Source organism: Halobacillus sp. HZG1, assembly GCF_035818575.1.
GTDB classification, from domain to species: Bacteria; Bacillota; Bacilli; order Bacillales; family Halobacillaceae; genus Halobacillus; species Halobacillus litoralis.
On the sequence record NZ_JAYLVQ010000030.1, the window covers coordinates 1 to 12,615 of the forward strand.

At 43.3% G+C, this 12,615-nt stretch carries 10 protein-coding genes; 8 read left to right on the forward strand and 2 right to left on the reverse strand.

What is annotated here, in order from left to right; translation table 11 throughout:
• Positions 1–416: 416 nt before the first annotated feature.
• Genes VKA52_RS04145 through VKA52_RS04155 form a run of 3 tightly spaced genes read left to right on the forward strand, consistent with a single transcriptional unit; the run spans position 417 to position 3,707 of the window.
• Positions 417–1,877, forward strand: coding sequence for a circularly permuted type 2 ATP-grasp protein (locus VKA52_RS04145; protein ID WP_326314292.1), 1,461 nt, complete (start codon positions 417–419; stop codon positions 1,875–1,877).
• Entirely contained in the window at positions 1,870–2,832 is a 963-nt protein-coding gene (locus VKA52_RS04150) for an alpha-E domain-containing protein (RefSeq protein WP_160910801.1), read from the forward strand. Before VKA52_RS04145 ends, VKA52_RS04150 begins: the two co-directional genes overlap by 8 nt.
• A gap of 23 nt (positions 2,833–2,855) precedes the next feature.
• Positions 2,856–3,707 carry a transglutaminase family protein gene (locus tag VKA52_RS04155; protein ID WP_160910802.1) on the forward strand — a complete coding sequence of 284 codons (852 nt, stop codon included), beginning with the start codon at positions 2,856–2,858 and terminating at the stop codon, positions 3,705–3,707.
• A gap of 38 nt (positions 3,708–3,745) precedes the next feature.
• Here the strand turns inward: VKA52_RS04155 and brnQ are convergent, their stop codons facing one another.
• Complete coding sequence (gene brnQ, locus VKA52_RS04160) at positions 3,746–5,065, reverse strand: branched-chain amino acid transport system II carrier protein (RefSeq protein ID WP_326314293.1); 1,320 nt, start codon at positions 5,063–5,065, stop codon at positions 3,746–3,748.
• 786 nt (positions 5,066–5,851) lie between these two features.
• On the opposite strand from brnQ, the gene VKA52_RS04165 reads away from it, so the two are divergent.
• Positions 5,852–7,720, forward strand: a complete 1,869-nt coding sequence (locus tag VKA52_RS04165) for a cation:proton antiporter (RefSeq protein ID WP_160910804.1) — start codon at positions 5,852–5,854, stop codon at positions 7,718–7,720.
• A gap of 35 nt (positions 7,721–7,755) precedes the next feature.
• Here VKA52_RS04165 and VKA52_RS04170 read toward each other — a convergent pair whose 3' ends face one another.
• On the reverse strand, positions 7,756–7,938 hold the full coding sequence (locus tag VKA52_RS04170; RefSeq protein WP_089653638.1) for an SE1832 family protein: 183 nt from the start codon (positions 7,936–7,938) through the stop codon (positions 7,756–7,758).
• A gap of 127 nt (positions 7,939–8,065) precedes the next feature.
• Between VKA52_RS04170 and VKA52_RS04175 the strand changes: the two genes are divergently transcribed.
• From VKA52_RS04175 to VKA52_RS04190, 4 genes are all read left to right on the forward strand, one after another.
• Positions 8,066–8,911: a GNAT family N-acetyltransferase gene (locus tag VKA52_RS04175; RefSeq protein ID WP_326314294.1), complete on the forward strand. Its 846-nt coding sequence runs from the start codon at positions 8,066–8,068 to the stop codon at positions 8,909–8,911.
• A gap of 219 nt (positions 8,912–9,130) precedes the next feature.
• Entirely contained in the window at positions 9,131–9,685 is a 555-nt protein-coding gene (locus tag VKA52_RS04180; protein WP_160910806.1) for a TRAP transporter small permease, read from the forward strand.
• A gap of 30 nt (positions 9,686–9,715) precedes the next feature.
• On the forward strand, positions 9,716–10,981 hold the full coding sequence (locus VKA52_RS04185) for a TRAP transporter large permease (protein WP_160910807.1): 1,266 nt from the start codon (positions 9,716–9,718) through the stop codon (positions 10,979–10,981).
• An 87-nt stretch (positions 10,982–11,068) separates the two neighbouring features.
• Positions 11,069–12,088, forward strand: coding sequence for a DctP family TRAP transporter solute-binding subunit (locus VKA52_RS04190; RefSeq protein WP_326314295.1), 1,020 nt, complete (start codon positions 11,069–11,071; stop codon positions 12,086–12,088).
• Positions 12,089–12,615: the final 527 nt, after the last annotated feature.

Consider the following 12,615-nt stretch of genomic DNA (forward strand, 5'->3'; position numbering starts at 1 on the left):
GGCGTATAGTGTGTTGTATCAAGCATTTGCGTTTGCTAAACGTCAATGGGATAGAGTTTACATCATTCACTTCTCATAACCACACAAGCTGATTTTTCCAGTAGTGGTTTCGAGACTCTGATATAGCAAAGGGCGGAGGGGAATGGCGAGACTCCTGCGGGAAGAAAGTGCTTGGTGAGACCCCACAGGACGCAGTCCGAGGAGGCTCACCGCGCTCCCGCGGAAAGCGAGCTATTCCCCGCAGCCCCCATACACTCAGCATAAGTCTCGAAACGGAGTCTTCAACAATCCTGCCAGTTACTTTAGTAACTCTCATAAGAATCGACAATTGTTGTGTAAATTTTCTTACAATTTATGAGTGAGTGGAGTAAACTAAGGGTAAAGGATTTGTAGTAAGAGGAAATGGAGGAGAGGTCGTGCTAACTAATTATCAAACGGGAGTTTATTTTGATGAAATGATGAAACAGGATGGTGCTCCGAAAAGGCACTACCAATGGTTTTATCAGCTGGTCAATCAATTTACAGAACGTGATTTGATGAATAAGCATGAAACAGCTCAACTGAATTTTCTTAGGCAAGGGATTACATTTACTGTGTACAACCACACAGGAGGCACAGAAAGAACGATGCCATTTGACTTCGTTCCGATCATTATCCCAAGACAGGATTGGGATGAGATTGAAAAAGGGATGAAGCAGCGAATGACTGCACTCAATCATTTTTTAGAGGATATTTATCATGACCAGGAAATTGTAGAAGCGGGAATCATCCCAAGAGAGTTGATTGAAAATAATCCTTATTACTACAACAAGCAGGTCAGTGGGATAGACATCCCTCTAAGGAATCATATTTTCCTCGCAGGAGTCGATTTAATTAGAGATGAAAAAGGTCAGTATCGTGTTCTGGAAGATAATTTGCGTAATCCATCAGGGATGTCCTATGTTTTTCAGAATCGTTATGTCATGAGACAAGTGTACCCGGAATTGTTCTTCCAACACTCCATTGAGACATTGGAGCACCAGTTGTCAGAACTTCACCAGGCAGTCACCAGCCACTTGCCGGACAACGCAGACCCTCATAAGTCGCCGACGGCCGTTTTATTAACGCCGGGGATTTATAATTCTGCATATTATGATCATGTCTTTCTTGCTCAACAAATGGGGATTGAACTGGTAGAAGGAAGAGATTTAATTGTTAAAGATGATGTTGTCTACATGAAAACCATCAAAGGGTTGAAACGGGTAGATATCATTTATAGAAGAATCGACGATGATTTCCTTGATCCGGAAGCGTTCCGCCCTGACTCTGCTCTCGGAGTTTCGGGTTTGCTAAGGGCTTATCGAAAAGGAAATGTATCAATACTTAACGGGATAGGCAATGGTGTGGCGGATGATAAAGCGATGTATGTGTATGTTCCAGACATGATTCGCTTCTACCTTGACGAAGATCCGATCATTCCGAACGTTGAAACTTACTTCCTCAGTGATCCTGAAAGGCTGGATTATGTGCTGGAGCACATCCATGAACTGGTTGTGAAAAATGTTGGTGCTTCAGGTGGATATGATATGCTGATTGGTCCACAATCGGACGAAAGTGAACGGGAGGCATTCAAAAAGAAAATCATAGAGAACCCTCATCAATATATCGCTCAACCGACCATTAAACTATCAAGGGCTCCTGCTTATCAGGAAGGTAGATTTTATCCATGCCATGTGGATTTACGTGTGTTTGTAATGAATGGAGAAAAGACGAATGTCCTTCCTGGAGGATTATCCCGAGTAGCCCTCAAAGAAGGCTCTCTTGTAGTGAACTCCTCTCAAGGAGGAGGAGGGAAAGATACGTGGATTTTGACAGAAAGTGGTGATCAACATGCTTAGTCGTGTAGCCGATTCTCTTTACTGGATGTCGAGAAACATAGAAAGAGCCGAAAACAACGCCAGGGTACTTCGTGTTCAGCTCATCCATATGCTGGAGGCTCAAAACCAGGAGTCCGCAGATCGTGATTGGGAAGAGATTGTGGAAGTGTGTGCTTCTGCAAAAGATTACTACAATCTGTATGATCGTATGGACAGGGAGACCTTGATTCAGTACTTGACCATTAGTCCATTTAACGTGAATTCTCTGATGAATTGCATGAACTTTGCCCGTGAAAATGCCCGTTCGACAAGAGATATTCTTCCTGAAGAACTTTGGGAAGTGTTAAATGCTTTTCATTTGGATCAAAAAGAATGGCAGGAGCTTCCGAATACGAGGCAGCATACGCAGGACTACCTGGATCGTGTGATCAAAACTTCGATGACATCCCAAGGAGTCATTGAGTCCAGTATGAGCCGTGGCACTCCCTACACGTTCATTAAAGTGGGGAAATGGCTGGAGCGAGCTGAAAAAACGGCCAGAATATTGAATGTGACGTGTGAGAAAAACAGAAAAGAGGCGGATGTTCCAACAGATCACTATTATTATTGGCTGACAGCTCTACAGTTTTTAAACGGTTATGATGCCTATATTAAGGAACACCCGCCTACGATGGAATCCAAGCACGTCCTAAGCTTTTTGATTAAAGAAGGGACGTTCCCAAGGTCCATTCGTTATTGCATGAACCATGTACTTGAAGCGGTCAACAAACTGGAAAGTGGGAAAATATCCCATTATTCTGAAGATCTTTTTCAAATGCTTGAGCTCATCCAAGATGAAATTACGAGCACGAATATAGAGGAAATGGATATGAATGAGCTGATGTCATTTCTCGATCATTTCCAGGATCGGTGCATGACGCTCAGCCGCATGTTCTCCCAAACGTACTATTTGATTGAACCTGTTCACGTCAAGTAAAGGCTATCCAGGAGGAATAAGCAGTGAAATTTCAAATTGAGCACACGAATACGTTTTATTATGAAAACTTTGTCGATCAGAGCATGAATCATATTCGTCTGAAACCAAGGACGGATGAATGTCAGAGGCTCCTGGCTTACCGGACTGAAATTACTCCAGGGTCGATGACGAAGGAACATATTGATCTCTGGGGGAACCATGTGGAAACCTTCTTTATACCGGAGAAGCATGAACATTTAACATTAAAAACAATATCGACGGTCAGTATACAAAAAAGTCCATTTATTCGTATGATTGAATGTTCGGAGGAAATGCAGACAATCTTTCATTCGGAGCTTTTTCGTCATCACTATCTGGCTTACTTAAACGAAACCCCGTACACTTTCCTGTATAAAGAACAACATGAGGAGATTATCAATGAAGTCGGAGACGCAAAGGACCCTATCCGCTTTTCTTTAAGATTGATGGAGTATATCAATCAATTGATCCGCTATGATACAACCACGACCCAGGTCAATACTAAGGCCTACGAATCATGGCCATTAAGGTCTGGGGTGTGCCAGGACTTTGCCCATATTATGATTGGGGTCTTAAGGTCGCAGGGAGTACCTGCACGTTATGTGAGTGGTTATCTTTATGTTGGGGAAGATTCAGCTCTTGTTGGAGATGCGGCCACGCACGCGTGGGTGGAAGTGATGGTGCCCGGAATCGGATGGATTGGTTTGGACCCTACCAACAATGTCGAAGCATTAGAACAGCATATTAGAATTGGTACTGGAAGAGATTATGCTGATGTCAGTCCACTTCAAGGAGTCTATCGAGGCGGTGGCCAGAACCTTGATGTGAAAGTCAGTGTGACGCTTCTGGACCATTAAAAAAATCCCTCTCCACCTTGGAGAGGGATTTTCATACGTTAACCGTTCTGAAAGCTTTCTTTATGACGAGGCTGTCCTTTAAAATAATCAAAAAGAAGTCCAATGACTCCTCCGATAAAGGCAGGGAGGACCCAGCTTAAATTCAATTCGAATAAAGGAAGTTGACTAATCAATGGTTCGATGGCAGAAACATCGGCTCCAAAAGCAACGAGTCCGTCATATACCCCTATGACCGCAGTCAACAAAATAGCTCCTCTATACACATAAGGCGAGTGGTTAAAGAGTGGGCTCATGAAAGTAAGGGCAACGAGAACAATCGTGATTGGATAAACGAACACAAGCACTGGGACGGAATAAGCAATGATTTGATTCAATCCGATATTGGATATAGCGAAACTGATCAGCGTAACTATAATGGTGACGTGCTTATAAGTAAGCCCTGGTACACGTTTTGAAAAGAACTGCCCACAGGCGACAGTCAAACCGATACAGGTCGTCAAACAGGCAAGTCCTACAATTAAACCAAGTAAGAGCGTACCTATATCTCCATACATGATTTGTGCAGCGCCGGCAAGGATGGCACTTCCATTATCATAAGACCCTTCTGTTGCCATTCTAGCACCGATCCAACCAATCGCTACATAGACAGTGGTCAGGCCGATAGCTGTCACTAACCCTGCTTTTAATGTGCGGGCGGTTAACGTTTTAGGATCCGTAACTCCGCGATCACGGAAGGATGAAACAACGATAATACCGAAAGCAAGAGAAGCAATGGCGTCCATGGTCAAGTAACCTTCAATAAATCCCGTAAAGAAAGGTTGTGCCTGATACTTTTCTCCTGCTGGTTGGATGGGACCATCAAGCAGAAAGAAGCTTCCAATGACAAGACCAAGGATAGCCAGGAACAAAGTAGGGGTCAAAATTTGTCCTACGCGATCCACGAGTTTAGATGGATTGCGGCTGAGCCAATAAACGAGTATAAAAAATAAGACCGTAAAAATGAATAATGTCAACGATTTGCCGTTCGTAAATGGAACGATGCCTGTTTCAAAGGCAACGTTTGCTGCCCTTGGGATGGCAAAGAAAGGTCCAATGACAAGGTAGACCATCGATGTAAATAATATTCCGAACATCGGGTGTACACGTCCAGCTAATTGTACAGCACCGTTACGTACAAGTGATATAGCAGCTACTGTTACAATAGGTAACCCTACACCAGTAATGACAAAACCGAAAATAGCAGGAAAGTAGGATGTTCCTGATTCAATACCGAGGGAAACAGGATAGATCAAGTTTCCAGCACCGAAAAACAAAGCGAACAACGTGAATCCAATAAAGATGGTGTCTCTTGCTTTCATACTGGCTCCTCCTCATAGATGTCTGTATATTTTGCGTAAAAAAAGCGCTCTTATCCAAAAGGTGAGCGGCAATAATCTAGGGTTTTGCATGATTTTCATTGTTAAAAAGTGAATGAGATTAACGCACCGCCGTAATACTATCAATGTCACACCTTTCTGTCAATTATTTTTTTAGAAAATTTAAAAGGTTATGATTACCATCCCATTTTTTGTGTGATTCCCTTACAAAATAAGGATTTATTCAACACTATGGCGGGGTTATTGACGGTCCGGTTTCGAGACTTTTGTTATGTGGATGGGTGGTTCAGGGAATAATTCGCTTTCCGCGGGGACCACAGGAAGTGAGGTCGTTCGATGTTGGCACAGGACGTGCCGAACTTAATCGTACTTCCTCTATTCTTTTGAGCCTCCTCGGCTTCCGTCCCTTTGCTATGGAAGATTATCGAAACCATACTTCTCCAGAGTACGTAAAAGCTTGATGCAGCGTTTTTAGCTCTAATACTTGAATGGTGGAAAAATCCACTTTAGTATAGGCGTTCGTTTCTCACGATATCGAATGGGGTGATAGGTAAGCGAGTAACTTCCCGGCCCCCCTGCGCTCACCCGGGTGACGAAAACCAGATATCTTGAAACAGACACTTCCACAATCGGGAGCAAATGGGTAGAAGGTTTAATGTAAGGGTAATATTTTACAGACAATTTAGTTTACAGATGAGGGAGAGGCATATAGAATATGTCTATATTACTCGAGGGTCGTACATACACCTTACAGAAGGAGACTGTTTAATGATAGATTCGTTACTATTACAACTGATGTTAGTGGGGTTTCTCGGCGTAGGTTCTCAATGGGTCGCCTGGCGCTTTCGACTGCCTGCGATTGTAGTCATGTCCATCGCCGGTCTCTTAGCGGGACCGGTACTGGGCCTCATGAACCCTGAGCAGGACTTCGGGGAACTTTATAAACCAATAATATCACTAGCTGTTGCCGTCATCCTTTTTGAAGGAAGTTTGAATCTGGATATGAAGGAAGTGAAAGGCTTAGGTCGGCCAGTGTTCAGGATTGTCACATTCGGTGCATTTTTAAGCTGGATATTAGGTTCGTTGGCCGCTCATTATGTGGCGGGTTTGTCCTGGGCTGTGGCTTTTACAATCGGGGGATTATTCATTGTTACCGGTCCGACAGTGATTTTGCCTTTATTACGTCAGGCAAAGTTAAAACCGCGCCCAGCTAAAATCCTGAAATGGGAAGGGATTATTGTCGATCCGATTGGCGCCTTACTGGCGGTTTTTGCATTCGAGATTATCCTGTTCCTGACCAACAATGATCCTTCTGCTTTATTGATGTTCTTTGCCGCTTCTGCCTTTGCTGTATTCCTGGGGTGGGTTTGCGGAAAAGGCGTCGGCTGGATGTTCGAAACAGGGTACATCCCTGAGTTCCTTAAATCACCAGCCGTCTTTGCTGTGGTTATTGCTTGTTTTACGATTGCTGATGAAATTATGCATGAAACAGGTCTGTTATCTGTAACAGCGATGGGGATGACGCTTGCGAATATGCATATCTCGTCCATTGCAGATATGCGACACTTTAAAGAGAATATATCCTTATTATTGATCTCTACCATTTTTGTCATGTTGACCGCTTCCCTGACAGTCGAGACCTTGGTAGAAATTTTCAACATACAAATTATCGGGTTTGTAGCTTTAATGCTGTTTATCGTCCGCCCGTTGTCGATTTTTCTATCCACTATGGGGACGGATTTATCTAAATCAGAGAAGCTCCTCGTTGGATGGATTGCACCAAGAGGGATTGTCGCGCTTACGGTTGCCAGTTATTTCGCGAGTGTGCTTTTGGAGGAAGGGTTCGAGGATGCTTCAATTCTCATCTCATTGACCTTCGCGCTTGTATTCACTACCGTTGTGGCTCATGGTTTCTCTATTGGCTGGCTGGCGAAAAAGTTAGGACTATCCATGGAGGGGCCGCCGGGAGTCCTCATCGCAGGCGGAAGTGTGTTCACCACAGGTCTTGCCAAGACTTTGGAGGAGCTTAAAATTCCCGTGCTTCTTACGGACTCCTCCTGGGAAAGACTCTCTCGTGCTCGTTCCCGAGGCATTGAATCCTATCACGGGGAAATCTTATCTGAACAGACCGAGTATTATTTGGATATGACACCTTATGAGTATCTCGTTGCCGCTACAGAATTAGATTCATACAATGCTCTCGTTTGCACGACTTTCGTACCGGAATTCGGGCGAAACAACTCCTTCCAACTTAGTTTAAGTAATAGAGAAGGGGATGATTTGGAGGATCTTGTGCATACGATTGGAGGGAGGGTCCTATTTGAAGAAGGGGCCTCCTGGGAAGAATTGAACGCCAGAGTAGAAAATGGCTACGTATTCCGAAAGACGACGATCACAGAACAGTACACTTTTAAAGACTATATGAAGAATATGGATCAACACGCGATGCTTCTATTTGCGAAAAGAGCCTCAGGAAAAGTGGAGTTTTTCACTCCGGACATGGAGTATAAGGCTGAAAACGGGGATGTCATTGTTTCTTTAATGCCTCCAAGTAAAGAATTTGAAAAAATTCAGGAAAAACTGGAAGGGCAGCGGAAAGATAAAGAAAACAAAGAAAATCAAAAGAAATCTAAATAAGAAAAGACGGAGGAAAGCAGTTTCCTCCGTCTTTTTTATTGCTCTGCCTGAGCTAATTGCTTATTTAGTTCTTTTAACTCTTCTTCCATCCTAGCCAGCTGTTTCTCGGCATTTTGAATATTACCTCCCGCAGCTTCAAGCTTATCTAAATCTCCTTGAATACGAATATAATCAGATTTTAAGAAGGCAATTTGGTCTTGGATTTCTTTTTTAGTCATGGTTCAATCTTCCTTTCTTTATGTTGTTCTCCTTGTCCCAAAGACGTATAATGTTAAGAAAATTTCATCTTATTCAGAATTTTATCAAAAAAAGGTTTTGAAGCAAAAATGAAAAGGGGACTCTTAGATGACTATAATGTATGAACACGACCCAGGCAAGTTCCTTGAACGAGTGGAGCCATTGCTATTGGCAAAGGAGGCGGAAAACAACCTGCCTTTAGGAATTTTAGATCGCCTGAAAAATTCTCAAGGGAAAGAAGCTTGTCACTTAATCAGCTTTCAGGAGAATGGAAAGCCTGCGTTCATGTCCATGAGAACACCGCCGCATTTATGGATTATTCCTTCAATCGACCATTGGGAGCCTGATCATATTGTTAGCTTTGTCCGTTATTTGCTTAAGGAAGGGCATGAGGTCCCTGGAGTACTTGGCGAACGGAAGGCGGTGGAATTTTTCATAAGAGAATGGAAGCGCCTTACTGGGCAGGAAGCGGAATTGCAGATGGAGCAGGGAATATTCAGATTGGATCAGTTGAAGATGATCCGAAAACAAAGGGGTCACTTGATTGAAGCCGATGCCTCTCATCAGTTTCTTGTAGAAAAATGGTTGGAGCAGTATGGAAAGGAAACAGGAGAGGCCCATGTGGGCGGCCGCGCGAAAGAATTGGCTGAGAGTCTGATTGAGGATCAACGTCTTCACTTATGGATCGTTGATGGACAAGCTGTTTCCATGGCAAGCCGGGCACGAACAACGAAAAATGGAGCCACAATCAATGCTGTGTTTACACCGGATCAGTACAAAAGGAATGGATATGCCTCCCATGCTGTTTGGCATCTGACAGATCGACTGTTGAAGAGTGGCTACTCTTTTTGTTCTTTGTACACGGATCTCGCCAATTCTACATCGAATTCGATTTATAAAAAAATTGGATATGAAAGAATCGGGGATTCGATTGTATATAATTTTACAAAATAAGGAAAATGTAATAGTGAAATTGGAGCATTCAGCATCAATAGTGAGCTATATGGAAGATATAAGCATCCTGCTATTGCAACTTCCTTAGAATGTAAAATTTACATAAAATAGACGAAAAATTCTGTGTAAACTGATTTGAGTGAAAGGGGTCGATTTCGGTATTATGTTTAGTAATTGACCCAAAAACTACTACATCAATCATTTAGGAGGATTACATAGTTGAATGTATTAAAGGTAGTAGACAAAATCATTCTGAAAATCGAAGAATTCATATTAAGTTATGCGGTCATCATCATTGCTTTAATGGTCGTAGGGAAAGCGTTGAGCAGGGCGCTGTTCAGCTATTCACCCCCTTTCGCAGACGAAGTAAGTCAAATAGCGATTGTAGTAGCAACATTCATGGGGATCAGTTACGCAGCAAGGAAAGGACGCCATATAAGCATGTCCGCTTTCTATGATCTGGCCCCTTTCAAAGTGAGAAAGGTATTAGCTGTGTTTATTCCTTTAGGGACCGCAGCGGTACTATTTGTACTTGCCTATTATTCAGGGTTGTACGTCATCGATGTCTATGAATCTGGCAGAGTGACATCGGCATTGGAAATGCCTGCTTATTATTTGTATCTTTTCATCCCCATCGGATTTTTACTTGGGGGCATTCAGTTTCTGAGAAATGCATGGATCAATATTAAGCACCGGGATGAAGTGTATTTAGGAACGGATGCAAAGGATTATAACGATGAAAAAACAAATGAACTAGAAGGAACGCACTTGTAATAAAAATTATGATGAAGAAAGGGTAACGATATGATAGCGACAATGCTCATAATTATGGTGATCCTTCTTTTATTGAACTTTCCAATGATGATTCCATTGATGGTGGCACCATTGGTCATAATGTTCATATACTTTCCGAATTTGGATCCTATGATTTTAATGCAACAGTTTTCTACAGGTATAGAACCTTATGTACTTCTTGCAGTACCGTTGTTCATTTTTGCAGCGGATATTATGACGACAGGAAAAACCTCCAATCGATTGTTGGATTTTATCGGATCTTTTATTGGCCATATACGAGGGGGTTATGCAGTTACAACGGCAGCTGCATGTACCCTGTTCGGTGCGATATCCGGATCTACACAGGCGACTGTGGTAGCCATCGGTAAACCGATGAGAGAGCGCCTGCTGAAAATCGGCTACAAAGACCCGACAGCGATGGCGTTGATCATCAATTCCAGTGATGTCGCTTTACTAGTCCCCCCGAGTATCGGGATGATTATATACGGATTGGTATCCGGAACATCCGTGGGGGATTTGTTTATCGCAGGAATTATCCCGGGCGTAATCGTCTTCTTGTGTTTTTCCATCTACAGTGTCATCTATGCAAAGATGGCGGATATTCCATTGGCTAACAAAGCCTCATGGAGCGAGAGGCTGCAAATGACTAAAAAAGCCCTGCTTCCATTGGGGTTCCCTGTTTTAATTATCGGTGGAATCTATACGGGCTTATTTAGCCCGACAGAGGCAGCGGGTATGTCTGTCCTTTATGCCTTTGTTCTGGAAGTGCTGGTTTACCGTTCTGTACATATAAAAGAACTGCCCAAAATTGCACGTTCTACTGGTTTAGTAACATCTGCCGTCTTTGTACTTGTAGCCGGTGGACAAGCTTTTACGTGGGTCATATCATTCGCGCGAATTCCGCAAATGATTACAGAAACAGTACTTGGCTCAGATCCTAGTGCTGTTTACGTTCTCCTGATGGTAACGATCTTTTTCTTCATTGGATGTATGTTTGTGGATCCTATCGTGGTTATTTTGATATTGACTCCGATTTTCTACCCTGCAGCTATGAGCGCCGGAGTAGACCCTATCCATTTGGGGGTTGTGATTACATTCCAAGCAGCCTTAGGCTCAGCTACGCCTCCATTCGGTGTGGATATCTTTACAGCCAGTGCGGTATTCAATAAACCGTATTTAGAGGTCATCAAAGGCACACCGCCATATATTCTAATGATGTTTGCCATTTCAGTGTTATTAATATTCTTTGAGGAACTTTCACTCATACTTCTTTAAAGTGAGAGTGGAAGCAGATATACAAAAATAGGGGAGGTCATTGTTATCTTTAGAAAAAATAGTTTACTAACAATCCTATCGCTAATCATGCTCAGTCTGATTCTTGCTGCCTGTGGTGGAAGTGATGACGGCAGTGCCGATGGTGATGGTGGAGAAAACTACAATTGGAAGTTCGTAACAGAAGAAGTGGATGGACAGGTTCAATATGAATACGCCGAAGAATTCGCTAAACGTATGAACGAAAAATCTGATGGTGCCGTAAACATTGATGTTTATGAATTTGGTGGACTTGGGAGTGAGACTGACCAAGTAGAGCAGCTTCAAAACGGAACCGTACAGATGGCGATTATGTCTCCTGGCTTTACAGGGAACATGGTAAAAGAGGGGCAAATCTTTGCTTTGCATTTCCTTTTCCCTGATAGTGTAGAAAAGACACAACAAATCTTAAATGATAGTGAAGCCCTAAATACAGATCTACGCGAATTGTATGAAGAACATAGCATTTCGCCATTAGCTTACTGGACCGAGGGTGCGATGCAGTGGACATCCAGCAAGCCGATTGAAAAACCTGCAGACTTTGAAAACTTTAAAATGCGTACACAAACGTCTCCTTTGATCCTTAAATCCTATGAGGCGTACGGAGCAGATCCTACTCCAATGAGTTGGTCAGAGCTTTATACGGCATTGGATAGAGGTACAGTGGAAGGGCAGGAAAACCCGATCTTCTTCATTGGGGATGCATCTTTCAATGAGGTACAGGATTACATGACACTGTCTAAACACAACAATTATGTAGCCATGACGACAGTCAACACAGACTGGTATGCTGAGCTCGACGAAGAAATGAAAACAATGGTGGATGAGACCGTTAAAGAAATGCAGGACTGGGTATTCGACGAACAGAAGAAACAAAATGAAGAGTACCTGGAAACGATCAAGAATGATACCGAAACCCCAACAGAAATTATCGAATTGACTGACGAACAGCGCGAAGCGTTCAAAGAAAAAGCGCTCCCTGTCCGCGACTTCTACCGTAGTGATGTATCTACAGTAGACGGACAAGTCCTTGATAAGCTTCTTGAAGAAATCGAAGCTTCAGGAGAATAATCAACATAAAAATGTCCAGAGCCTAGCGCTCTGGACATTTTTATGATCTTAATCACTTTACTCCAACTTAAGCTCCCTTTTCTTGAAATCTCAGTTTCGAGACGTTTGTGTAGTGGGTTGGGGCTGCGGGGGATGACTCGCTTTCCGCGGGAGCGCGGTGAGCCTCCTCGGACTGCGTCCTGTGGGGTCTCACCCTGCACTTTTTTCCCGCAGGAGTCTCGCCAACCCCCTCCGCCCCTTTGCCATATAAGTATTTCGAAACCACTTCCAGGAAAGGGAATCTTTTACTCCTAAGGAAAGTGAAGCAACATGAATTATCCAACCGCATTTGGAATTATAAAGCCTGTTATAGAGCGCTTTACCACAATAGATTCTGGATTTATGAAAGGCACTCATACTGGGCAAAGGGGTTCGTTTCTCACCCTTTTTCGTATGGGGTGGTTGGGAAGCTGCGAGACTCCCGTGGGAGAAAGGAGATCGGCGAGATCCCGCAGGGCGTAGCCCGAGGAAGCTCGCCACTCCCCCAC

What these genes read in the sequence shown, in the direction of transcription:
- VKA52_RS04150 (WP_160910801.1), top strand. Translation starts at nt 1,870, where the DNA reads ATGCTTAGTCGTGTAGCCGATTCTCTTTACTGGATGTCGAGAAACATA.
- brnQ (WP_326314293.1), bottom strand. Translation starts at nt 5,065, where the DNA reads ATGAAAGCAAGAGACACCATCTTTATTGGATTCACGTTGTTCGCTTTG.
- VKA52_RS04165 (WP_160910804.1), top strand. Translation starts at nt 5,852, where the DNA reads ATGATAGATTCGTTACTATTACAACTGATGTTAGTGGGGTTTCTCGGC.
- VKA52_RS04170 (WP_089653638.1), bottom strand. Translation starts at nt 7,938, where the DNA reads ATGACTAAAAAAGAAATCCAAGACCAAATTGCCTTCTTAAAATCTGAT.
- VKA52_RS04175 (WP_326314294.1), top strand. Translation starts at nt 8,066, where the DNA reads ATGACTATAATGTATGAACACGACCCAGGCAAGTTCCTTGAACGAGTG.
- VKA52_RS04185 (WP_160910807.1), top strand. Translation starts at nt 9,716, where the DNA reads ATGATAGCGACAATGCTCATAATTATGGTGATCCTTCTTTTATTGAAC.
- VKA52_RS04190 (WP_326314295.1), top strand. Translation starts at nt 11,069, where the DNA reads ATGCTCAGTCTGATTCTTGCTGCCTGTGGTGGAAGTGATGACGGCAGT.